General features: G+C 67.6%; 24 protein-coding genes. 10 read left to right on the top strand and 14 right to left on the bottom strand.

Annotated features, from left to right (window positions below; translation table 11 throughout):
* Positions 1-30 precede the first annotated feature (30 nt).
* Positions 31-1,035, bottom strand: a complete 1,005-nt coding sequence (locus ACIPRS_RS04455) for a KpsF/GutQ family sugar-phosphate isomerase (RefSeq protein ID WP_446537646.1) — start codon at positions 1,033-1,035, stop codon at positions 31-33.
* 53 nt (positions 1,036-1,088) lie between these two features.
* Between ACIPRS_RS04455 and ACIPRS_RS04450 the strand changes: the two genes are divergently transcribed.
* The 3 genes from ACIPRS_RS04450 (at position 1,089) to ACIPRS_RS04440 (ending at position 2,999) form a co-directional block, all read left to right on the top strand.
* Positions 1,089-1,328 (top strand): BolA family protein, encoded by a 240-nt coding sequence (locus ACIPRS_RS04450; RefSeq protein ID WP_192200371.1) that lies wholly within the window; start codon positions 1,089-1,091, stop codon positions 1,326-1,328.
* Positions 1,329-1,392: 64 nt separating this feature from the next.
* A complete protein-coding gene (murA, locus tag ACIPRS_RS04445; RefSeq protein WP_446537645.1) occupies positions 1,393-2,664 on the top strand; it encodes a UDP-N-acetylglucosamine 1-carboxyvinyltransferase in 1,272 nt (423 codons plus the stop codon).
* Positions 2,661-2,999: an EF-hand domain-containing protein gene (locus ACIPRS_RS04440; protein WP_446537644.1), complete on the top strand. Its 339-nt coding sequence runs from the start codon at positions 2,661-2,663 to the stop codon at positions 2,997-2,999. Before murA ends, ACIPRS_RS04440 begins: the two co-directional genes overlap by 4 nt.
* Positions 3,000-3,043: 44 nt before the next feature.
* Here the strand turns inward: ACIPRS_RS04440 and ACIPRS_RS04435 are convergent, their stop codons facing one another.
* The 6 genes from ACIPRS_RS04435 to purM are packed head-to-tail and all read right to left on the bottom strand — an operon-like array spanning position 3,044 to position 7,498.
* Positions 3,044-3,709, bottom strand: a complete 666-nt coding sequence (locus tag ACIPRS_RS04435; RefSeq protein WP_446537643.1) for a DUF3108 domain-containing protein — start codon at positions 3,707-3,709, stop codon at positions 3,044-3,046.
* Positions 3,710-3,748: 39 nt separating this feature from the next.
* Positions 3,749-4,435: a DUF3108 domain-containing protein gene (locus ACIPRS_RS04430; RefSeq protein ID WP_337730881.1), complete on the bottom strand. Its 687-nt coding sequence runs from the start codon at positions 4,433-4,435 to the stop codon at positions 3,749-3,751.
* A 5-nt stretch (positions 4,436-4,440) separates the two neighbouring features.
* Complete coding sequence (locus ACIPRS_RS04425) at positions 4,441-5,157, bottom strand: DUF3108 domain-containing protein (protein WP_337730452.1); 717 nt, start codon at positions 5,155-5,157, stop codon at positions 4,441-4,443.
* Between the two features lie 13 nt (positions 5,158-5,170).
* Positions 5,171-5,824: a phosphoribosylglycinamide formyltransferase gene (gene purN, locus ACIPRS_RS04420; RefSeq protein WP_446537642.1), complete on the bottom strand. Its 654-nt coding sequence runs from the start codon at positions 5,822-5,824 to the stop codon at positions 5,171-5,173.
* Positions 5,821-6,441, bottom strand: coding sequence for a DUF2238 domain-containing protein (locus ACIPRS_RS04415; RefSeq protein ID WP_446537641.1), 621 nt, complete (start codon positions 6,439-6,441; stop codon positions 5,821-5,823). The genes purN and ACIPRS_RS04415 overlap by 4 nt, the downstream gene beginning before the upstream one ends.
* A 7-nt stretch (positions 6,442-6,448) precedes the next feature.
* A complete protein-coding gene (gene purM, locus ACIPRS_RS04410; RefSeq protein WP_446537640.1) occupies positions 6,449-7,498 on the bottom strand; it encodes a phosphoribosylformylglycinamidine cyclo-ligase in 1,050 nt (349 codons plus the stop codon).
* Between the two features lie 137 nt (positions 7,499-7,635).
* On the opposite strand from purM, the gene ACIPRS_RS04405 reads away from it, so the two are divergent.
* Genes ACIPRS_RS04405 through hda form a run of 3 tightly spaced genes read left to right on the top strand, consistent with a single transcriptional unit; the run spans position 7,636 to position 10,607 of the window.
* Positions 7,636-8,721, top strand: coding sequence for a DUF2066 domain-containing protein (locus ACIPRS_RS04405; RefSeq protein ID WP_446537639.1), 1,086 nt, complete (start codon positions 7,636-7,638; stop codon positions 8,719-8,721).
* Between the two features lie 15 nt (positions 8,722-8,736).
* Positions 8,737-9,900 (top strand): AI-2E family transporter, encoded by a 1,164-nt coding sequence (locus ACIPRS_RS04400; protein ID WP_192200378.1) that lies wholly within the window; start codon positions 8,737-8,739, stop codon positions 9,898-9,900.
* An 8-nt stretch (positions 9,901-9,908) separates the two neighbouring features.
* On the top strand, positions 9,909-10,607 hold the full coding sequence (gene hda, locus ACIPRS_RS04395) for a DnaA regulatory inactivator Hda (RefSeq protein WP_446537638.1): 699 nt from the start codon (positions 9,909-9,911) through the stop codon (positions 10,605-10,607).
* 51 nt (positions 10,608-10,658) lie between these two features.
* On the opposite strand, the gene murU is transcribed toward hda, so the two are convergent.
* Together murU and ACIPRS_RS04385 are read right to left on the bottom strand one after the other, a co-directional pair.
* Positions 10,659-11,363 carry an N-acetylmuramate alpha-1-phosphate uridylyltransferase MurU gene (gene murU / locus ACIPRS_RS04390; RefSeq protein ID WP_446537637.1) on the bottom strand — a complete coding sequence of 235 codons (705 nt, stop codon included), beginning with the start codon at positions 11,361-11,363 and terminating at the stop codon, positions 10,659-10,661.
* A complete protein-coding gene (locus ACIPRS_RS04385) occupies positions 11,360-12,376 on the bottom strand; it encodes an aminoglycoside phosphotransferase family protein (protein ID WP_446537636.1) in 1,017 nt (338 codons plus the stop codon). The genes murU and ACIPRS_RS04385 overlap by 4 nt, the downstream gene beginning before the upstream one ends.
* Positions 12,377-12,448: 72 nt before the next feature.
* On the opposite strand from ACIPRS_RS04385, the gene ACIPRS_RS04380 reads away from it, so the two are divergent.
* Both ACIPRS_RS04380 and ACIPRS_RS04375 read left to right on the top strand, forming a co-directional pair.
* Entirely contained in the window at positions 12,449-13,855 is a 1,407-nt protein-coding gene (locus ACIPRS_RS04380; protein ID WP_337730444.1) for a mannose-1-phosphate guanylyltransferase/mannose-6-phosphate isomerase, read from the top strand.
* Positions 13,856-13,859: 4 nt separating this feature from the next.
* The gene (locus ACIPRS_RS04375; protein ID WP_446537635.1) at positions 13,860-15,449 is read left to right on the top strand and encodes a winged helix-turn-helix domain-containing protein; all 1,590 of its coding nucleotides are present in this window, start codon (positions 13,860-13,862) and stop codon (positions 15,447-15,449) included.
* Here the strand turns inward: ACIPRS_RS04375 and ACIPRS_RS04370 are convergent.
* From ACIPRS_RS04370 to ACIPRS_RS04360, 3 genes are all read right to left on the bottom strand, one after another.
* Entirely contained in the window at positions 15,433-16,575 is a 1,143-nt protein-coding gene (locus ACIPRS_RS04370) for a serine hydrolase domain-containing protein (protein ID WP_446537634.1), read from the bottom strand. The two genes, ACIPRS_RS04375 and ACIPRS_RS04370, sit on opposite strands and share 17 nt — an antisense overlap.
* A 168-nt stretch (positions 16,576-16,743) precedes the next feature.
* The gene (locus ACIPRS_RS04365) at positions 16,744-17,010 is read right to left on the bottom strand and encodes a GlsB/YeaQ/YmgE family stress response membrane protein (protein WP_337730441.1); all 267 of its coding nucleotides are present in this window, start codon (positions 17,008-17,010) and stop codon (positions 16,744-16,746) included.
* 71 nt (positions 17,011-17,081) lie between these two features.
* On the bottom strand, positions 17,082-18,572 hold the full coding sequence (locus ACIPRS_RS04360; protein ID WP_337730440.1) for a M20 family metallopeptidase: 1,491 nt from the start codon (positions 18,570-18,572) through the stop codon (positions 17,082-17,084).
* A 243-nt stretch (positions 18,573-18,815) separates the two neighbouring features.
* Here ACIPRS_RS04360 and ACIPRS_RS04355 point away from each other — a divergent pair, with 243 nt between their 5' ends.
* Both ACIPRS_RS04355 and ACIPRS_RS04350 read left to right on the top strand, forming a co-directional pair.
* Positions 18,816-19,151: a ComEA family DNA-binding protein gene (locus ACIPRS_RS04355; RefSeq protein ID WP_337730439.1), complete on the top strand. Its 336-nt coding sequence runs from the start codon at positions 18,816-18,818 to the stop codon at positions 19,149-19,151.
* 287 nt (positions 19,152-19,438) lie between these two features.
* Positions 19,439-20,041, top strand: coding sequence for a HutD/Ves family protein (locus tag ACIPRS_RS04350; protein ID WP_446537633.1), 603 nt, complete (start codon positions 19,439-19,441; stop codon positions 20,039-20,041).
* Positions 20,042-20,051: 10 nt separating this feature from the next.
* Here the strand turns inward: ACIPRS_RS04350 and ACIPRS_RS04345 are convergent, their stop codons facing one another.
* Positions 20,052-21,695 (bottom strand): sulfite reductase subunit alpha, encoded by a 1,644-nt coding sequence (locus tag ACIPRS_RS04345; protein WP_446537632.1) that lies wholly within the window; start codon positions 21,693-21,695, stop codon positions 20,052-20,054.
* On the bottom strand, positions 21,692-22,618 hold the full coding sequence (locus ACIPRS_RS04340) for an FAD:protein FMN transferase (RefSeq protein ID WP_446537631.1): 927 nt from the start codon (positions 22,616-22,618) through the stop codon (positions 21,692-21,694). Before ACIPRS_RS04340 ends, ACIPRS_RS04345 begins: the two co-directional genes overlap by 4 nt.
* Between the last annotated feature and the right edge of the window lie 19 nt (positions 22,619-22,637).

The following is a 22,637-nucleotide window of genomic DNA, read 5'->3' as shown; positions in this document are numbered from 1 at the left end:
CAAGGGTCGGGGCGAGGACGACCCTGCGGTTTACACCACGCGGGCACGCAACAGGTCGTGAATGTTCAAGGCGCCAAGCGGACGCTGTTCATCGTCCACCACGATCAGGCCGCTGATCTTGTGGGTTTCCATCAGGCGCGCGGCTTCGACCGCGAGTTGGTCCGCACCGATGGTCCTCGGGTGGCGTGTCATCACGTCGGCGATCAGGGCGGTACGTACATCCATTGCCGGATCGTCGAGCGTGCGGCGCAGGTCGCCGTCGGTGAACAGTCCGGCCAGTCGGCCGTCGGCATCGACCACCGCCGTCATGCCCAGGCGCTTGCGGCTCATCTCCATCAGTGCCTCGCTGAGGGTGGCATCCGCGCCTACGCGCGGCACGTCATCGCCTGCATGCATCACGTCGGTGATGTGCAGCAGCAGACGGCGGCCGAGGCTGCCGGCCGGGTGCGAACGGGCAAAGTCGTCGGCGGTGAAGCCGCGTGCATCCAGCAGGGCCACGGCCAGCGCATCGCCCATCGCCAGCGAGGCGGTGGTGCTGCTGGTCGGAGCGAGGTCCAACGGGCAGGCTTCTGCGGGAACGCTGACGTCTAGGTGGAGGTCGCTCTCGCGCGCCAGCGTGGACTGCGGCCGGCCGGTCATGCCGATGACGAGGTTGCCCTGGCGCTTCAGGACCGGCAGCAACATCAGCACCTCGTCCGACTCGCCCGAGTACGACAGCGCCAGCACGATGTCGGCGTCAGTGATCATGCCCAGGTCGCCATGCCCGGCTTCGCCCGGGTGTACGTAGAACGCCGGCGTGCCGGTGGAGGCCAGCGTCGCCGCGATCTTGCGCGCCACGTGCCCGGACTTGCCCATGCCGGTGCACACCACGCGGCCCTGGCCGGCGAGGATCGCCTGGCAGGCCGCCGAGAACGTGCCGTCGATACGGGCGGCCAGGGCATCCAGTGCACGCGCCTCGATCTCGATGACCCGACGGCCGCTGGCTGCCAGGCTGGCAGGCGAGACGGGGGGTGTCAGGGAGGACGGCTGGGACATGCGGACGGGGCGCCGGCGGGTAGAATGGCCGGGTATTTTATTAGGAAAGCCCGTTGGACGCCGAAACCATCCGTAAACTGATCGAAACCGGCCTGCCGGGCGCACGCGCCGATGTCCAAGGCGACGATGGCGTCCATTTCGAGGCGACCGTCGTGTCCGATGCGTTCCGCGGCAAGCTGCCCCTGGCCCGCCACCGCATGGTCTACGCCACGCTGGGCGACCTGATGGGCGGCGCGATCCATGCGTTGCAGCTCAAGACCGTGACTCCCGACGAGGCTGGCGCCGCCCGCTGAAGCATGGCGGCCAGCGATCCGCGTCGATTCCGTCCTCCACCCGAATTCTCCCTTCCGGATTTCCATGCAGAAGATCATCGTCACCGGTGGCAACACGCTCAACGGCGAAGTCACCATCTCGGGCGCCAAGAACGCCGTGCTCCCCATCCTGTGTGCGACGCTGCTAGCGGATGCGCCGGTGGAGATCACCAACGTGCCGCATCTGCACGACGTGGTGACCACCGTGAAGCTGCTGGGCGAGCTGGGCGCGGGCATCACCATCGACGAGGGCACGCTGGCCAAGGGCCGCGGCATCACCGTCGATCCCACCACCGTCAGCCGCTTCGTCGCGCCCTATGAACTGGTGAAAACCATGCGCGCGTCGATCCTCGTGCTCGGCCCGCTGGTTGCGCGCCATGGTGCCGCGGTGGTATCGCTGCCGGGTGGCTGTGCAATCGGTTCGCGTCCGGTCGACCAGCACATCAAGGGCCTGCAGGCGCTGGGCGCGGAGATCACCGTCGAGAACGGCTACATCAAGGCGCGCGCCGCACGATTGAAAGGCGCACGCTTCGTGTTCGACATGGTCACGGTGACCGGCACCGAGAACGTGATGGCGGCGGCGACGCTGGCCGAAGGCACCACGGTGCTGGAAAACGCGGCGATGGAGCCGGAAGTCACCGACCTGGCCGAATGCCTCAATGCGCTGGGCGCGAAGATCGAAGGCGCCGGCACGTCGCGCATCGTCATCCATGGTGTCGAGCGCCTGGGCGGCGGCCGCCACTCGGTGGTGCCGGACCGCATTGAAACGGGCACCTTCCTCGTCGCGGCGGCGATGACCGGCGGCAGGGTCGCCGCGCGCAATGCACGGCCCGACACGCTGGAAGCCGTACTGGACAAGCTCACCGAAGCCGGTGCGAAGATCGAGACCACGGCCGACAGCATCACGCTGGACATGCAGGGCAAGCGCCCGAAAGCCGTCAGCCTGACCACCGCACCGTACCCGGCATTCCCGACCGACATGCAGGCGCAGTTCATGGCGTTGAACTGCGTGGCCGACGGCGTGGGCGTGATCAACGAGACGATCTTCGAAAACCGCTTCATGCACGTCAACGAGTTGCTGCGCCTGGGCGCGGACATCCGCGTCGAAGGACATACGGCCATCGTGCGCGGCGTCGAAAGGCTGGGTGGGGCCCCCGTGATGGCGACCGACCTGCGCGCTTCCGCTTCGCTGATCCTGGCGGGCCTGGTGGCCGAGGGCGAAACCACCATCGACCGCATCTACCACCTTGATCGTGGTTACGAGAACATCGAAGAGAAGCTTGGCGGCCTTGGTGCGCAGATCAGGCGCGTATCGTGAGCCGGCGCGACCCCACGCTGTCCGGGAGCCGCTCGCGGTTCCCCCTTCGTCGCAAGATCCTGTTGGGCATCGTGGTGGGGCTGCTCGCGCTGGTGGCGTGGCTGCATTACACCGGTTCGGCCGCCACGCATGGCATCACCACCCGGGACATGGACTGGAATGGCGACGGCACCGTGACCCAGGGCGAGATCGCGCAGGCGGTGTTCTCGGTGGTAGTCGAGCAGACGCAGGACGGAAACCGGCAGTGCAACGCTTACGCGTGGCGCAACGGCAGCGGGACGATCCGCATGGACTGCAAGACGGTATTCCAGGCCGCGGACGCAGCGGCCAAATGAAAAAGCCCGGCCTGGCCGGGCTTTTTCATGGGTACCTGGAGGATTCAACGCCAGGATGTAAGTTGCAGGCGGAACATGTCGCTGCCGTCTTCCCGCTGCACGATGCGGACCGGCGCGGGGACGCCGGCGGCGATCCACGCGGTGGTCTGCTTGCCGCCCGCGCTCTGCACCACCTTGGTCGTGTCCAGCGCGCGACCACCCACGGTGATCTTCTCGCGTCCGGCCACGCGGTAGGTCATCGGCTTGGCCTTGCCGTTCTCCAGCAGGCGATAGGTCATGACCGTGCGACCGAAGCCGACGTCGCGCACCAGCGCGAGGTTGACCAGCAATGCATCCATGTCACCCGGCTGCATGGCCACGGGGCCCGCGCGTTGCGGTTTCACGTCGCCGGTCCAGCGCGCCTGCATGCCTTTCCAGTTGTAGACGGTGATGACCGAGCGGGTCTTCATCAGGTACGTGGCACGATCGCTGCCACCCAGCGGTCGGTAGCGGCCGGCCGCGTCCTCGAACACCGTAGCCTGGCTCAGGTTCGCCATCGTGTTGCGGATGCCCATCGAGTAGGTCCAGCGGTTGCCCTGCTGGCTGAGCGACATCGCGCCGCCAGCCGAGATGCCTTTGAAGGACGCCTCGTATTGCGCCGTAAACGGCTTGAGCGCATGGGCGGGGAAGGCCACCGTGGCCAGCGCGGCCGTGAAGAGGAGGACGGACATCCGTGTCATGGGGGGCTCGGAAATGCGGAAGCGTGTGGCTCAGCGCCAGGACTTGAGCGTCAGGTCGATGGTGTCCTGTCCGTTTTCACGCTGCAGGATGCGCGCCGGCACCGGCGCGTCGGCTACCACCCAGACGATGGTCTGCTTGTCGCCGTCGGTGCGAACCACCTTGGTGGCGTCCTGCGGCTTGCCGCCAATCGTGATGCGCTCCTTGCCGGCAACCTGGTAGGTCATCGGCTTTGCGCGGCCGTTCTCCACCATGCGGTAGGTCAATGGCTTGCCCGCCGCCACGTCACGCACGATGGCCAGGTTGACCAGCAGGGCGTCCATGTCGCCGGCGGCCAGCTTCACCGGGCCGGCGCGGTCGGGCTTCACATCGCCGCTCCAGGTGGCCTGCGCCTTGGACCAGTCATACACCGTGTTGACGTTCTTCTTCTTGATCAACAGGCGAGAGCTGTCGCTGCTGCTCAGCGGCCGCATGCGGCCATCCTGCACGTCGAACACGGTCTTCTGGCTCAGGTCCACGGCCTGGTTGCGCACGGTCAGCGTGTACTGCCAGCGGTTGCCGGGCTGCGGCGCGACCGCCATCTGGCCTTCGCCGACCATGCCCAGGGCGCTGGCGTTGTACTGCGCGGTGAAGGCCTCGACGGCGAACGCGGGTGCGCTGGCGCTGGCGAGGATCGCGGCAGCCAGCAGCGTGCGCGGAGAGTGGAGCGTGGTCTTCATCATGTTCAAGGTACTCCCTGGTATTCGACCAGGCGCAGATCGACGCCGTCCTGACCGTTCTCCCGCTGCAGGATGCGCACGGGGGTGGGCACGCCGTCGGCGACCCAGAAAATGGTTTCGTCGTTGCCGCCGTTCGCCCGGCTGACACGCAGGGCACTGTAGCTCAGGTCCTCGACACTCACGATCTCGGGCTCGGACGACACGACGTACTGATAGTCGCGGATGCGGCCGTTGTCCACCACGCGGTAGTTGAGCTCGCGCCCCGGTGCGGCGTCGCGGATCACGGCCAGGTTCATCAGCAGGGCGCTCATGTCGCCTGTCTGCAGCGACAAGGGTGCACGGCGGTCTTTCTTGATGTCGCCCCGCCATTGGGCGGTGCGGTTGGTCCAGTCATAGGTGCCGACCATGCTCTTGCCCATCAGCAGGGCGCGGCGGGCCGTGGCCTGGCTGAGCGGACGAAACTGGTTGTCGCTGGCATCGAATACGGTGCTCTGCTCGATGTTCAACCCGGCCAATCGCGCAAAACCACGCGTACCTTTCACATCCAGATCGATCTGCCACTGGCTGCCGGTCCTGGGCGCGACCTTCATGCTTGCGCTGCCGGCCAGCTTGCCCTCGTTGTAGGCCTGGTAGCTGGCCACGAACGGCTCCAGCGCCAGCGCGGGCGCGGTGGCGCCGGCCAGGGACAGGCCGAGCAGCAGGGAGCGGAGTGGGCAGAGCATCGGGGCAAGCAGGTCAGGGGAGCAGACGGTCGGCTGAATCTAGGGACAGCGCATTTAATAGCGGCTGACCGTGACAGAGCGTGATGTCGCCCTGTTCAGCCAAGTTGCCGCTGGTGGCCAGGCGCAGCACGGCCAGCAACAGGGCGTGCTCGCGCGGGAGCAGGCGTGCGGCCAGTGCTTCCGGCGTGTCGCCGGGCAGGACCGGTAGCCTCACCTGGGCGATCACCGTCCCGGCATCCAGTTCAGGAATGACGAAGTGGACACTCGCGCCATGCTCAGTGTCGCCGGCCTCAAGCGCGCGGGCGTGCGTGTGCAAGCCGCGGTATTTGGGCAGCAGCGACGGATGGATGTTCAGCAGCCGGCCGCGGAAGCGGGAGATGAAGGCATCGCCCAGGATGCGCATGTAGCCTGCGCAGACCACCCAGTCCGGACCGGTGGCGGCGACAGCGTCCGCCAGGGCGGCCTCGTATGCGGCACGATCCGGGAATGCTGCGGGTCGCGCGCTCCAGCGCCGCGCTGCCGGGACCAGACGCAGGGCAGGGGCGGTCGGCTTGTCGGAGAACACGCCCACCACGTCGGCATCGAGGGTGCCGTCGGCAATGGCCTGCAGGATGGCCTGCAGGTTGCTGCCGCGGCCGGAGGCCAGTACCGCGATGCGCGCGGTCATGCCTTCACGCCGTGACGCTCGGCGCGCGCCAGTGGCCAGGCCAGCAACGCACCGACCGTGGCCAGCAGCATGTCGGCATGCGCGTCCCACCCATCACCCTGCTGGCCGTTGTAGGACTCGGCCGCCTCGGGCGACATGGTCAGCGCGATGCCCCACTCCAGCCATTCGTACAGCAGGCTCGTGCACATGATCAGCATCACCGCCAGCGTGAACGCCTGGCCCACCGATAGCCGTGACCAGCGCTGGCGCAGCCAATGCCACACGGCGGGCGTGAAGCAGACTCCGTACATCAGGTGGATGAAGCGGTCGAAGTGGTTGCGCTGCCAGCCGAACGCTTCCGCCGGCGACCAGCCCGTCGCGGCCTGCAGCCACGCATCATATGGCACGTAGGAATACAGCCAGCGCGCGCCGATGCAGTGCGCCACGATGAAGGCGCAGATCAGGGCGAAATGCACCGGCCGCAGCGGCCAGCGGCGGTCATGCCACCACAGCCAGGCCAGTCCGAGCACGGTCAGGCTGCTGTGCATGGCCTGTTCGACCGGCCACCGCGGCGCGATCCAGCTGGCGACGAACACCGCCAGCGTCAGTCCGAAGACGATCCCCTTGCTGCGCGGCATGCCGCGCTCAGCCGATGCGGACGCGTTCGCCGCCGTGGGCGGTGACGACTTCACCGATCTGCCAGTGCGCCAGTTGCAGGCGGACGAGATCCGCCTGCACGGCGGCAAGCTGGTCCGGCGCAACCACCAGCACGAAGCCGATGCCGCAGTTGAAGGTGCGCCACATCTCGGCGTTCTCCACCGCGCCTTCCCGTTGCAGCCAGTCGAACACGGGCGGCAGCGTCCACGCACTGGCGTCGATGTCCAGGCCCAGGCCGTCCGGGATCACGCGGATGATGTTCTCGGTCAGGCCGCCGCCGGTGATGTGCGCCATCGCATGCAGGTCGTGCGCCTGCAGCAGCTCCAGCACGGGCTTCACGTACAGCGTGGTCGGTGCCATCAGGGCGTCGGCCAGCTTCACGCCGCCCACATCGATGTCGGCGGGACGGCCGGCGCGGTCGTAGATGCGCCGCACCAGCGAGTAACCGTTGGAATGCGGGCCGCTGGAGGCCACGCCGATCAACACGTCGCCCGCGCGCACCTTGGCGCCGTCGAGCAGTTTCGACTTCTCCACCGCCGCCACGCAGAAACCGGCGAGGTCGTATTCGCCGGGGCCGTACATGTCGGGCATCTCGGCGGTCTCGCCGCCGATCAGTGCACAGCCGGAAAGCTCGCATCCCCGGGCGATGCCACCGACCACCGACACCGTGGTGTCCACGTCCAGCTTGCCGGTCGCGAAGTAATCCAGGAAGAACAGCGGCTCGGCGCCCTGCACCAGCACGTCGTTCACGCACATGGCGACCAGGTCGATGCCGATGGTGTCGTGGCGGCCCAGTTGCTGCGCCAGCTTCAGCTTCGTGCCCACGCCGTCGGTGCCGGAGACCAGCACCGGCTCACGGTATTTGCCGGACAGGTCGAACAGCGCGCCGAAGCCACCCAGTCCGCCCATCACTTCCGGCCGGAAGCTGCGCTTGACCAGCGGCTTGATGCGTTCGACCAGCTCGTTGCCGGCGTCGATGTCGACACCCGCGTCGCGATAGGTCATCGGGGTGGGGGCGGAAGGCGTCGGCTGGGTCACGGGCGGTCGTCGATGGGGCAAGAGACGTGATTTTAATGGAATCGGCAGGCCTCGCGGCCGTCCTGAACGGGTGCCGTTGGCGATGGCGTGCCATTCGGGCAACAATTCACAGGGTCTGCAGAGCCCAAGGACGCTCGATGCGCTGGATCCCAGGTTTCGCCCTCGCCACCGCCGCGCTGTTGGCGGCCATGACCACGACGCCCGTCGCACATGCCCAATCGGGCTTGCGCACCGAAGGCGACGCGGTCTCCGCGCGCGGGCTGTATCAGGCCGAGGTACCGGTCAACGGGCAGGGCGAGGAAGAGCGGCAGGGCGGCTTCGCACGCGCGCTGGGAACGGTGCTGGGCAAACTGTCGGGTGACCGGTCGGCGATGTCGCGCCCTGGCGTGGGCGCCGAGTTGCGCAACGCCAAGGACTACGTGGATGGCTACGACTACCGGCAGGACCAGGGTACGTCGCCCACCGGCGCGCCCACCTTCCGAACCACGCTGGTGGTGCGGTTCGATGAAGACCAGGTCAATGGACTGGCGGGCGCGCTCGGCTTGCCGGTGTGGCCGCAGCCACGCCCGAAGCCGGTGGTCTGGCTGGCGATCAACGACGGCAGCGGCCCGCGCCTGGTCGGCTTGCCGCAGTCCAATGCCGCGCGCCCGCTGCTCAATCGCGCCATCGAGCGTGGCTACGGCCTCGGCTTGCCGGCCGGCGGTGCGGCGGAACAGGCGCTGGTCGGCGCCATCTGGCGCCAGGACACCGCCGCCGTCGCGCGCGCGTCGGCCCGCTACAGCCCGCCGATGCAGCTGATCGGCAAGCTCTACCGCAGTGCCAAGGGTGGCTGGACCGCCGACTGGGTGTTCGTCGATGCCGGCAAGGTGCTGGCGAAGTGGTCGGTGACCGACGCCGATGCGCGCCGCGCGATGGCCTCCGGTGCCGACGGCACCGCCGATGCGCTGGTGAAGCGCTACGGCAAGCGTGGCAGTGCGGGCCCCGCGGGTACCTATCGCGTGCTCTTCACGGGCATTCGCAGCACGGACGATTACCTGCGCCTGACCGGGCATCTGCAGAAGATGGCAGTGGTCCGTCGCATCACCCCGGTGCGTGCCAACGGCGATGTCGTCGAGTTCGACCTGGAGCTCGTGTCGGGCCTGGCCGGGTTCCGTCGCACGATGGGCGACGAAGCTCCCTTCACCGGTGGCGAAGGCGAGCCGCCGGCCTACCAGATGCGCTGACCCACAAGGATGCCCATGGATCTCTCTCCCACGCCGGTCGGAACGCTGGCCCGCCGCTGGCAATGGCTGCTGGTCGCGGTGATCGTCGGCTGGCTGGTCTGGCTGCTGGCGCCGGTGCTGACGCCGTTTGTCTGCGCGGCACTGCTGGGCTGGCTTGGCGACCCATGGGTCGACCGGCTGGAACGCTCGGGGCGCTCGCGCACCGTGGCGGTGGTGCTGGTGTTCACGCTGATGCTGCTGCTGCTGGTGCTGGCGCTTGTGATCCTGGTGCCGATGATCGAACGTCAGGTGGTCACGGTGATCGAATCGCTGCCGGCTTACCGGGACTGGTTCGTGCAGACCGCGCTGCCGTGGGTGGAGCGCCGCACCGGGCTGGAACTGGTCGCGTGGCTGGACCCGGACCGGCTGACCGAATGGGTGCGTGGCCACTGGCAACAGGCCGGTGGCGTGGCGGCCACGATGTTCGGCTATTTCTCGCGCTCCGGTTTCGCGGTGATGGCGTGGGTCGCCAACCTGGTGCTGCTGCCCATCCTGACGTTCTACTTCCTGCGCGACTGGGACATCCTGGTCGAACGTGTCGCGGCGCTGGTGCCGCGCGACCATATCGCCACGGTCACGCGGCTGGCGCTGGAATCGAACGAAGTGCTCGGCGCCTTCCTGCGCGGCCAGTTCCTGGTGATGCTGGCATTGGGCGCGATCTACGCGGCCGGCCTGTCGGTGGTGGGGCTGAAGGTCGGCCTTCTGATCGGCATCATCGCCGGCCTGATCAGCTTCGTGCCCTACCTCGGTACCGCCACCGGCATCGTGCTGGGCGTGATCGCCGCGCTGGTGCAGTCCGGCGGCGACTGGTCGCTGGTGGCGATGGTGCTGGGCGTGTTCGTGGTCGGCCAGATGCTGGAAGGCTACGTGCTGACGCCCCGCATCGTGGGCGATCGCATCGGCCTGCACCCGGTCGCTGTGATCTTCGCCATCATGGCCGGCGGCCAGTTGTTCGGCTTCCTTGGCATGCTGCTGGCGTTGCCGGTGGCGGCGATCGCCAACGTACTGCTGCGCTTCGCCCACGAACGCTACACGCAGAGCCGGCTGTACGCCGGTGACCGCCCCTCCATCGTGCTGGACTCGTACATCGACAAGGGCAGCGTGGAGCAGGCGCCGGCGCGCGACACCGATACGCCGTGAGCAGGGGCATGCAGGGTACCGACCTCGGTCCGCAATTGCCGTTGGCGCTGCGCTATCCGCCGGATCAACGCTTCGAGAGCTTCATCGGTCCGCCGCAGGGCGCGTTGGCGGCGCTGGGTGCCCTGGCAACCAGGCCGGGCGCGGACTGGGTCTATCTGGCCGGCCCGTCAAGGACGGGCAAGACCCATCTCGCGCTGGCGCTGTGCGCCGCCACCGAACAGCAGCATCGTCGCGCGGCCTACCTGCCGATGGCCGCTGCCGCCGGCCGGCTGCGCGATGCACTCGACGCACTGGAGGGCAATGATGTGGTCGCGCTGGACGGCATCGAAGTGATCGCCGGTACGCGCGAGGATGAAGTGGCGCTGTTCGATTTCCACAACCGCGCGCGTGCCTCCGGATTGAACGTGCTGTACACCGCGCGTGGTATCCCCGACGACATCGGCCTTGATCTCCCCGACCTGCGTTCACGCTTGCAGCAGTGCCTGCGCGTGATGCTCGATCCGCTCGACGAGGCGGGGCGGCGCGATGTGCTGCGCGAACGTGCGCAGCGGCGCGGCCTGGTGCTGGAAGACGCTGCGCTGGAGTGGCTCCTCACGCGGACCGATCGTGATCTGGGCGCGCTGGTGGCGCTGCTGGACCGCCTCGATCGCGCATCGCTCGCGGCGCAGCGGCGTATCACGGTGCCGTTCCTGCGCAGCGTGCTGTAGAAGCGAGCCTTGCCCACAACGCTTTCCGCGTAGCGCAAGGAAGAACGCTGGCTACGCGCGCAGCATGGTTTCAAGTTCGGCCAGTCGTTGCGGCGTGCCTACATCCGTCCAATGCCCCTGCAACTGCTCACCGCTGACCTGTCCCTCGTCCATGCGCGCATGCAGCAGCGGCAGCAGCGGAAAGCGCGGTTTGCCGTTGATGGTCTGGCGGACCTGGCCTTCGGCATGCCGCTGCCAGCCGTCGAGCAGGGCGGGGCGGTAGATGCCCAGGCCGGCGTAGGTCAGCCGATGCTCGCCCTCGCGATGCAGGGTGCCGGTGGAGTCCAGAGCGAAATCGCCGCGGGGCGCGAATGTGGGCGGATCGACCAGCGCAAGGTGTGCCAACCCCGCAGGCTCACGCGGCAGTCGCGCGAAATCGAAATCGGTCCAGATGTCGCCATTGACCAGCAGGAACGGCGCTTCGCCGAGCAAGGGCCGTGCGTTGAGCATGCCGCCACCGGTTTCCAGCGGCGTGTCGCCTTCATGCAGGTAGTGCAACCGCAGGCCCCAGCGTGCGCCATCGCCGAGCACCGCCGGGAAGCGGTCGGCCAGCCAGCTGGTGTTGACCACCACCTCGTCCACACCCATCGCCGCCAGTTTCTCCAGGTGCCAGACGATCAGCGGCTTGCCTCCGGCTTCTATCAGCGGCTTGGGTGTGTGGTCGGTCAGCGGGCGCATGCGCTCGCCGAGTCCCGCCGCGAAGACCAATGCCTTCATGCGATCTCACCGCGCGCATGCAGTACGGGCTTGATGCGCGCATCAAGCAAGGTGTGCAGGCCCGCCAGTTCCGGATAGCGTGGCAACACCTCGTCCAGATAGCGGACGAAGCGTGGCACGTCGGGCAGGTAGCGGGTCTTGCCGTCGCGGTAATGCAGGCGGGAGAAGATGCCGAGGATCTTCAGGTGCCGCTGGATGCCCATCCAGTCCGCATCGCGCAGGAACACCTTCAGCTCCGGCACCGGCAGCCCGGCACGGGTGGCGCGGGCGTGGTAGCGCGCCAGCCAGCCGTCCACGCGCTCCACCGGCCAACTCAGGAAGGCATCCTTGAACAGGCTCATCGCATCGTACGCGATGGGGCCGCGGACGCAGTCCTGGAAATCGATCACCGCCGGCCCCGGCGTCACCGGCATCAGATTGCGCGGCATGAAGTCGCGATGGGTCAGCACGCGCGCCTGCTTCAGCGCATTGTCCATCAGGCGCCGCTGTGCCAGTTCCAGCCCCTCGGCTTCGCCGCAGTCCAGCGTCAGGCCCAGGTGGCGCCGCAGGAACCACTCGTCGAACAGTCCCGCATCGCGTTGCAGCAGCGCTTCGCCGAATTCGCCCATGCCCTCCGACGGCGTGATCGCCTGCAGGCGCAGCAACTGTTCGATGGCGGCATCGAACCAGGTGTCCGCATTGTCGTCGCTGATGACGTGCGCGAGGGTCGGGCCACCCAGGTCTTCCAGCAGCAGGAAGCCGTGCTCGGTGTCGATGGCCAGCACGTCGGGCACGCGCACGTCGCCGCCCGCCAGCAGCTCGCGCATGGCCAGCCACGGACGCACGTCCTCCAGGCCGGGGGGCGAATCCATCACGATGCGCCCAGGCCCGTCGCCCAGGCTGCGCCAGTAGCTGCGGAACCCGGCATCCATCGATGCGCGTTCCAACTGCGCGAACGGGTCGCCGAGCGCGCCACGCGCCCACTCCAGGCGCTGGGCTTCCCGCCCCGAGGGGTCCTGAATCGTTGGGTTCATGCGGTCGCGACCGGGCACAGGCGATAAAGGCCTACAGGGTAAACTGGCGCCCTACCGACTTGCGAGGCTTGCATGGCCAAACTCCAACCTGTGCTGCTTTCCGGCGGCTCCGGCACGCGCCTGTGGCCGCTCTCGCGCGAGGCGTATCCCAAACAGTTCCTGCCACTGGCGGGCGACGACACGATGGTGCAGGCGACCTGGCGTCGTGTCGAAGCCATCGCGGATCTGGGGCCCATCGTGGTGGCGAACGAGGAACACCGGTTCCTGGTCGCGGAACAGCTCCGGCAGATCGGCGCGCCAACACCGGCGATCCTGCTTGAGCCGGTTGGTCGCAACACGGCTCCCGCGATCGCTGCGGCCGCGCTGCAGGCGATGGCCGGTGGCGCCGATCCGCTGCTGCTGGTGCTGCCGTCGGATCATGTGGTGCGCGACGAGGCCGCCTTCCAGCGCGCCGTGCGCGAAGCGTTGCCTGCAGCCGACGCCGGCGCGTTGGTGACGTTCGGGATCGTGCCGGATGCGCCGGAAACCGGATTCGGCTACATCCAGGCCGAAGCCGGCGACGGCCTGCGGAAGGTGTCGCGCTTCGTCGAGAAGCCCGATGCCGCCACGGCCCGGTCTTACCTCGATGCGGGCGGCTATTACTGGAACAGCGGCATGTTCCTGTTCCGCGCCAGCCGCTATCTGGAAGAACTCGCGCGTTTCCGCCCCGACATCGTCGAAGCCGTGCGCGCGGCGCATGCTGCCGCGCGCCACGACGGCGACTTTGTCCGCCTCGACAAGGAGGCCTTCACTGCGTGTCCGTCGGACTCGATCGACTACGCGGTCTTCGAGAAGACGGATCACGCGATGGTGCTTCCGGTGGACATCGGCTGGAATGACGTCGGCAGCTGGTCCGCGCTGTGGGATGTCGCGGAGCGCGATGCCGATGGCAACGCCCACCACGGCGACGTGATCGCCGTCGACAGTCGCAACAGCTACGCCTACGCGCAACGACTGGTGGCCCTGGTGGGCGTGGACGACATCGTCGTGGTCGAGACCGACGACGCCGTGCTGGTGGCCCGCAAGGACCGCGTGCAGGACGTGAAGCTGGTGGTGGCGCGGCTGAAGGAAGAGCAGCGCAGCCAGGCCGTGCTGCACCGCGAAGTGCACCGCCCGTGGGGCAGCTACGATTCGGTCGACAATGGCGGACGCCACCAGGTGAAGCGCATCAAGGTCAAGCCGGGTGCGGCATTGAGCCTGCAGATGCACCACCACCGCGCCGAGCACTGGATCGTGGTCAGCGGTACCGCGAAGGTCACGCGCGGCGACGAGACGCTGTTGCTGTCCGAGAACGAGAGCACCTACATCCCGCTGGGCGTGAAGCATCGCCTCGAGAATCCCGGCAAGGTGCCGCTGGAGCTGATCGAAGTGCAGTCCGGCAGTTATCTGGGTGAAGACGACATCGTCCGCTTCGAGGATGTCTACGGTCGCAGTGAGTAATGGCGTGAGCTCCGTGCGCTACCGCCTGGACGATCTGGTGATCGATCTGGAGCGGCAGCGCGTCGAACGCAATGGCGAACTCCTCAACGTGGCGGGTCTCAGCTTCCAGCTGTTGCGCCACCTGCTGGAACAGGGCGACCGTGTCGTCGGTTTCGATGAGCTCATCCAGCGCGTGTGGGCGCCGGCGATCGTCAATGAGGAAACCGTCACCCAGCGGGTGAAGCTGCTGCGCCAGGCCCTGGGGGATGACGGACGCAGTCCGCGCTACCTGCGGTCAGTGCGTGGGCAGGGCTACCAGTTGTGCGCGCGCCCGGAACCGATGCCTGCCTTCGAGCCCGCAAACATGCCGGAACCCGGGTCGCAGCGATCACGCCGGGTGGTCATGGCCACGGCAGGCGTCGTGGTGTTCGCAGCGTGCGCGGGATTGTGGGCGTGGAAGCAGCATGTCGATGGCAAGGACGCCCGTACGCTGGCCACGGCGACCGCCCCGCCCTCGTTGCTGCAGCGTGCCGCCTACTACGCCAGCATCGGTCAGCGCGACGACAACGAACGCGCGGTCGAACTCTTCGGCCAGGCCCTTGAAGAAAAGCCCGGCAACGTGGATGCACTGGTCGGATTGAGCCGCGCCTACAGTGCCCGTGTCTGCCTGTTCAATTTTCCGCCGGAATGGGCGGAACGCGCGCAGATGCTGGCCGAGCAGGCCATCCGCGCCGAGCCCGGGCGCGCGACTGCCCACGCCGCGCTGGGCTATTCGCATGACTGCCGCGGCCGTATCGACGATGCGCTTGCCGGATACGAACGTGCCGTCGCGCTGGACCCCGCCGCCGACAACAGCCGCGCGTCCGCCGCCTACCTCTATGACCGCAAAGGGCTGCTCGCCCAGGCGCTGCTCGCGAACACATCATTGCGCGGCGATCCGGCGCGCGTGCGCTATCTGCAGGTGCAGATCGCCGGCATCCTGGATCTGCTGGGCTATCCGCAGGCGGCGGAAGCGCGTTATCGCCAGAGCTTCGCGCTGTATCCCGACAACGTGTTCTCCAACATCGCGTGGCCGCGTTTCCTGTTCCGCCACGGCCGCACGACGGAAGCGCAGGCCGCGCTGGACCAGGCCATGCGACGCGGCACGGACCATGCCGACCTGTTCCAGCTGGCGGCCGAACTGGCGCAACTGCAGGGTGATCCCGCGGCTGCCCTGGCGGCCTACCGGCAGGCGGAAGCCTTGCGTCCCGGTGCCAGCCTGCCGACGACGCTGGCCCGCCTCCATGCCGGCCCCGTCGACCCGGCGTGGGCCACTGTGCGTGCCGACGGCCTTGCCCGCGAGTTGGAGGGCGGTGCGGGCTATCCCTCCGACTGGCTTGAAGTCGTGGTGCTGCGCGAGGCCGCCGGCGATCGCGCGGCGGCGCTCGCATCGCTGCAACGCGCAGTGGATGCGGGCTACAGCGATGCGGCGTACCTGCGGGTGTCGCCGTTGTTCAGGACGATGGCGGCCGAGCCCGCCTTCGCCCGCAGCGTGGATGCGCTCAACCGTCGCGTCGCGCTCGAGCACCGCAAGGTGCCCGTCGCGTTGCTGGAACGCCTTACGGCATCGCCTTGAGCACGTAGTCGCCAAACATCTGCTGCGACTGCGGGTGGACGTTGCGCTGGTTGAACGAAGTCCGCGTGATCACTGCCACCAGCTGCCGTTCGGGCACGATGAAGACGTAGTTGCCGCCGTTGCCCGACATCGCCCATGCCGCCTGCTCTTCTTGCTTGCCCGGAAACCGGAACCGCCAGAACTGGTAGCCGTAGTCCGCATTCTCGCGCGCCTGCGCATGCACCGTCAGTGCCGCGTTGATCCAGGGCGTGGAGATGATCTGCCGGCCCTGCCAGCGGCCGCCATCGGCTACCAGTTGCCCCAGTTTGGCCAGGTCGCGGCTGCGGTAACGCGTTCCACCGCCACCCATGCCCACACCCTCCGACGACCTGTTCCACTGCACCTGCCGGATGCCGAGTGGGTGTTCCAGTGCTTCGGCAGCGAACGTCGCCAGCGGCTTGCCTGTTGCGCGTTCAATCACCGCGCCCAGCAGGAAGCTGCCCGCCGTGCAGTACGAAAAGGCCCGGCCATGCGGGCTGTCCTCGGGTCGCGTCATCCACGGCGCGAAGCCGCGCATCGGCAGGTCCAGCGCGAACCGGGTCCAGTCCTCACTCAGATACATGCGCTCCTCGTTGCCGGCGGAGAACGGGGTTTCGTCATCGCACTCCCAGGCCGAGCTCATCGTGAGCAGGTCTTCCAGCGTCATCTGCTGCTTGCGCGGACTGGGGTGTTGCCACGGTCGCCTGTCGGCGAAGTAGGCATACACGGGCGCCTGCGCGCCGGGAATGTGCCCGCGATCAATCGCCGCTCCCAGCAGCAGGGCGGTGACGCTCTTGGTGGCCGAACGCGTGTCGTTGAGCACGCCCGGGCCGCCGCCGTTGAAGTAGCGCTCGTACACCAGCTTGCCCTGGTGGGCGATGACGACACTGGTGACGCCCGGGAAATCCCCCTTCGCGATGGCCGCTTCCAGCGCCTGCAGGCGATCAACCTGCCAGCCGCCGCGACGGGCGTCGGCGGTCTGCCAACCATCCTGCATCGGCATGGGTGGGCGATAGGCTTCCGGCACGACTGGGACGCTGGCAGATGGCTCCGCCGCGTGTGCAACGGGGGACATGACGAGGAAGAGCAACAGCAGGGAACGATGCATGGCATGACTCCTTGGAAGGGAGCGTCATTCCATCGCGGGCCTCGATGAAGCGCCTGACAGCCGAATGAAGAATTATGAAAGCGGTCGTGCGCGCCGCACGGGGACAAGAAAAAGCCCCGCGTGGCGGGGCTTTTCGTGGCACTCGGCCGTCCGGTTGTCCCCGGCGGCTCAGGCCTTCTTCTTCACCATGGCGTAGATGAAGAGCAGCACGATGGCGCCGATCACCGAGGCGATGAAGCCCGCCGGTTCGCCGGGTGAGTACCAGCCCAGCGCACCCCCGATGAAGCGCGCCAGCAGGGCGCCCAGGATGCCCAGAACGATGGTCATGAAGAAGCCGAGCTTGTCGTTGCCGGGCTTGAGGGCCCGTGCCAGCAAGCCGGCGAGGAAGCCGATCAACAACGTCCAGAGGATGCCGCCGCCAAAGATCTGTTCCATCGAGTCGCTCCAGTTGGGAATGCGGGGGTGTCCGGAGCGTAACCCAGGACTCCCCCCGCGAACCATCCGGCTCAGCAGCAACCGTGGTCGCCGTGCTGCTCGCCACCGGCCGCCACGCCCACGCCCGTGGTCTCGCCACGCACGCTGGCGGCATGGTGTTCGGCGATCACACGCGCAACGCAGGCGGTCACCTTCTTGCCCATCGGGATGTGCAGGAATTCGTTCGGACCGTGCGCATTGGAATGCGGACCCAGCACGCCCGTGATCATGAACTGCGCACCGGGGAACTTCTCGCCCAGCATGCCCATGAAGGGAATGGTGCCGCCTTCGCCCATGTACATCGCCGGGGCGCCGAAGAACTCGCGGCTGGATGCATCGATGGCCTTCTCCAGCCACGGTGACATGGCGGGCGCGTTCCATCCGGTGCTGGCCTTCTCCAGGTCCAGGCTGACCTGCGCACCGTTGGGCGCATCCTTTTCCAGCAGTTCCTTCAGCAACTGGCCGGCCTGCTTGCCATCCAGCGTGGGCGGCAGGCGCAGCGACAGCTTCACCGAGGTATGTGGTCGCAGCACGTTGCCGGCTGACGACAGCGGCGGCATGCCGTCCACGCCGGTCACCGAAAGCGCCGGGCGCCAGGTGCGGTTGAGCACCAGCTGCGCAAGGTCGTCCGCCATCGGGGTCATGCCGGGAAGGAACGGGAACTTGTCGAACACCGCCGTGTCCAGCACGCGCGCGGCTTCCTGCGCCTGCGCAAGGCGGTCCGCGGGGATCTCGACCTGCAAGCCCTCCGGCAGGATGCGGCCGGTCTGCTCGTCCTCGAGCCGGGACAGCAGCTGGCGCAGCAGGCGGAAGCTGGACGGCACCACGCCGGACGCATCGCCCGAGTGCACGCCTTCCTCCAGCACCTTGACGGTGAAGTTGCCGCCAGCCAGGCCGCGCAACGACGTAGTGCACCAGAGCTGGTCGTAATTGCCGCAGCCCGAATCCAGGCACACGACCAGCGACGGCATGCCGATGCGGTCGGCGAGGTGATCCACATAGGCGGGCAGGTCGTAGCTGCCCGATTCCTCACAGGCCTCGATCAGCACCACGCACCGTGCATGCGGTACGCCCTGTTGCTGCAGCGCCTGGATGGCGGCCAGCGAGCCGAAGATCGCGTAGCCATCATCGGCACCGCCACGGCCGTACAGCTTGTCGCCCTTGATCACCGGCACCCACGGGCCCAGGTCGTCGTCCCAGCCGGTCATTTCCGGCTGCTTGTCCAGGTGGCCGTACAGCAGCACCGTATCCGCTGCTGTCTCGGGCCCGGTCGCAGGAATCTCGATGAAGATCAGCGGGGTGCGGCCTTCCAGGCGCACCACTTCGACTTGCATGCCCGGAACCGACTGCGCCTTCGCCCAGCGCTCCATCAGCTGGACCGCCTGTTCCATGTACCCGTTGGCTACCCAGTCCTTGTCGAACATCGGTGACTTGTTGGGGATGCGGATGTACTCGACCAGCTGCGGGACGATGTCGTCATCCCACTTTTCGGCTACGTAGCGGTCGACTTTGGCGGTATCCATGGCAACTCCGGAGTACTTGAGACGTAGTGCGCCATTCTACGCTCTTGCCTGGGGTAGGACTTTTCCTACGCATGGCCGGGGTGTTTACGGGCAGATTCGCACGCGCAGTGGCGATACCTTGGCACCCATGGGCGCTGGACACTCTCCCTACCGTCGCGGCCCCGAGGCGACCGACGGACACATGACGGATGCGTCGACGCACCCGCCATCCATGGAGAGTCCAACGTCACAAGGAGAGTTGTCATGAAGTCGTTCATCCACATCGTATTCGCCGCTGCACTTTCGCTGTTGATCGCCGTGCAGGCCATGGCGGCGGAGAAGGTCAACATCAACACGGCGGATGCGGCCGCACTGGACCGTGTGCTGACTGGCGTGGGTCCGGCGAAGGCCGCCGCCATCGTCGAGTACCGCAAGGCCAACGGACCATTCAAGAGCGCCGAGGAACTGGCGATGGTGAAGGGCATCGGCCTGAGCACCGTGGAGCAGAACCGCGACCGCATCGAACTGCGGGCCGGTGCCGCACCGGTACGCAAGCCGGCCGCTGCCGCGACGCCTGCCAAGCCGGTAGCACGGCGCTGATCGATTCCCGTGCCCGGCGGTTCCACAGGATGTGGAGCGCCGGACACAGGGGCTGGATGCCAGGGGGAAACAGGCAGGAGGCCGACAAGGACGTACCTACAACGCGCAGGACGCGCATGGGTCAGGAACAGGCATTGGCCTGCCACTGGCAGGATGCCGACACGGAGGTGGACATCGCCCGGACGCGCAGGAGGCGCATCCGGGCGATGTCGTTTTAGGGTTGTCGCGTAGCTGCCTCAATAACGGGGAGGGGCTAGAATCGCGCCGCATCCAGACAGGGGACCACCATGCCGGACGTGTCGCGCATCATTCCCGCCAATGAGTACCGACGGGAGCGTTGGAGGAATGGCCTGGGCTGGACGCGCGAGATCGCGCGGGTGCCTGATGCCGGGGCATGGAACTGGCGCCTCTCGATCGCCGAGATCGAACAAGATGCCGCTTTCTCCGAATTTCCCGGCATTGATCGCGAACTGGTCCTGCTGCGCGGCAACGGCCTGCGCCTCCGTTTCAACGAAGGGCGCGTGGTGGAGCTTGCCCCGCCGCACGGTCGCCATCGTTTCGCGGGCGAAGACGCGGTGACCGGCGAACTGGTCGATGGCCCCACGCATGATTTCAATCTGATGTGGCGACGCGGCGTCGTCCGCACCGAACTGCTGCATCGCCCCTTGGTTGGACCGATGCTTTTCTTCACCGAGCCTGGTGTGCATTGGGTGGTTCACCTGCTCGCAGGGCAGGCGGCGTTTGATGCCGATTGCGGGCTCGGGAATCTCTGGAGCGGTGACACTGCCATCCTGGCCGCCGGGCCGGCGCGCACCCGCTACGCGCTTCAGGGTGGTGGCGAACTGTTGGCCATCCGCATCGAGGATGAGGGCGCTGGCAAGAACGCCTGAGCGGATGGCGTCAGTAGACGTCGCGGCGGTAGCGCCCGTCGCCACGCAGTCGCTCGACCCTGTCATCTCCGAGTATCTGGCGCAGCGTGGCGTCCACGTCCGGCGCCATGCCCGCCAGGCTGCCGCAGACGTACAGGGCGGCCCCTTCGTCGACCCACTGGCGAAGACGGTCGTCCTGCGCCAGCAAGGCGTGCTGGACATACCGGTGCTCGCCGTCATCGCGGGAGAACGCCAGGTCAAGGTGCTCGAGTACACCCTGTGAGTGCCATGCCATCAATTCGTCGGCATGGAAGAAGTCGCGGGAACGCTGGCGTTCGCCGAACAGCAGCCAGTTCCGTGTCACTCCGGCATGCATTCGGGCCTTCACGTGGGCCCGCAATCCCGCCAACCCGGTGCCATTGCCAATCAGCACCATCGGTACGTGGGCAGCAGGGGGGTGGAAGTTCGGATTTCTCCGGATGCGCAGGGCAATCGTTTCTCCAGGCCGGGCGTGACGGCACAACCATCCGCTACCGAGCCCGGGCGCACCGTCCGCGCGCTGCATCAAGCGGACCAGCAGGTGCAGCGCGCCATCTTCCGGTATCGACGCAACGGAATACTCGCGATGGGGCAGCGGCGCGCAGGCGTCAACGAGTGCCTGCGGAGTCGAAAACAGGGACGCGCCGGCAGAGGAAGGCCACTGGCTGCGTGCGAGCACGTCAGTCAATGTCACCCGTTCGCCCTGCCAGTCCACCACAGCATCGCCCTGCAGGCCGCTGGCACGCAGAAAGGCTTCGACATCGGCAATGGCGTGTCGTGGGCCGATCTCCGCGATGTCGCCCGCCGTCCATGCCGGCAGTATTCCCGCGGTGGGTTCCAGCACCAGGTGAAACGCGGGTCCGCCGAGACTTCCGGGATTCAGTTCGATGCGCTCGCGCAATCGCCAGGATTCGTAGCGTGGCGCCGACCAGTCGGGCATGTCCGTGCCATTGCCGAGTTGACCGATGTGGTGCTGCCAGTGGCGCAGCGCGCTGTCGTCGGCGTTGTCGACCTCGACCAGGTCGAACAGCGGTTGCGCGCCGTGGCGACGCAGCCAGTCGTCCAGTTGATGGCCGAAAGCGCAGAAGTGCGCGTACTCACGATCGCCCAGCGCAAGCACCGCGTACTGCAAGCCTGCCAGCGAAAGCGATTGCGGCATCACCTGACGCACAAAGCCCAGGGCGGGATCGGGTGGATCACCCTCGCCGGTCGTGCTGACCACGAAGACCGCGCGGGTCATGCCCTTGAGCCGGACCGCATCCAGATGCTCCAGCCCCGCGCGCTGCACGACCACGCCGCTGTGGCGGAGCGAGGCGGCTGTCAGGTCGGCCAGTTCCAGCGCGAAGCCTGTCTGGCTGGCATGCACGACCCACACTGCATCCTGCACGGCATGCGCACTGGGCTGGGCGGCGCGTTCGCGCACGCGTGCACGGTGCAGGAACCAACCCGTCAAGCCTGCGTACGCGAGCACCGCTGCCGCAGCGGCGTAGCCGCGTATCGCCGAGGGCGCGGCCATCCACCAGGCGCCTTCGTGCAGGCGAGCGAACAGCCACGCGCATGCGACCAGCAGCAGGATCACCAGCGTGTTGCCCAGCAGCGGGGCGATTCCGCGCGAGGGCGTCGGGGACGTGCTCATGCCGCGAGGTGTCGCTCGAAGGCGGGCGTCATGGTTTCCTGCAGGCCCTGTGCGGAGCGTTGGAGGAAGCGCGCGGCCAATCCGTGGCGCGCTGCGAATGCCTGGCCATCGGCTGTCCCCATCACGGTCAACGCAGTCGCCCACGCATCGGCCTGCATGGCATCGGCCGCGACCACGGTGACGGCCGCTGCGGCATCGGTCACCGGCTCACCGCTGCGCGGATCGATCGTGTGCGAATAGCGCCGGCCCTCGTGTGCATAGGCATGCCAACGGTCGCCGGAGGTCGCGACCGCCACGCCATCGAGCGTCAGCACACGCGGCTCCAGCCCATCGTCATCCACTTCCTCGTCCGGCGACGATTCGACCAGCACGCGCCAAGGCTGGCCGTCGGGCTTGCGGCCGTAGCCGTACAGTTCGCCCCCTACTTCCACCAGCGCACTGTCGATGCCGCGACGGCGCAGCAGCGCCGCGACGACATCCACGCCGTAGCCCTTGGCGATGGCCGAGAGATCGAGCATGAGGCCGCCCGGTTGCCTGACGCGGCGTTGGTCGGCATCGAAGCGCAGGTGCTGCCAGCCCACGCGCGCGCGCGCGTCGACGAGATCGGCTGGCGTCGGACGTCCACGGGCGCCGGCATGTGCGCCGAAACCCCATGCGGCCACCAGGGGCGACACGGTCGGGTCGAAGGTTCCTTCGCTGGCGGCCGCGATCTCGAGCGCTGCTGTCAGCACGTGCAGGAAGTCGTCCTGCAGCGCGAACCATTCTCCCGCCCTGCCACGGTTGAAGCGCATGATGTCCGTGTCCACATGCCACGTGCTCATCTGTGCCACGACCTGGTCCAGGCGCGCCTGCACCGCGTCATGCAGTGTGTGGAGATCGAGGCGCGTCGCGCTCGCGCATTGCACCGACCAGGTGGTGCCCATGGTCTGTCCGTGCACGGCC

This window comes from Pseudoxanthomonas sp. LARHCG66 (genome assembly GCF_052871755.1).
Note: the sequence above shows the minus strand (reverse complement) of the source record. Positions and strands in the feature narration are given on the sequence as shown.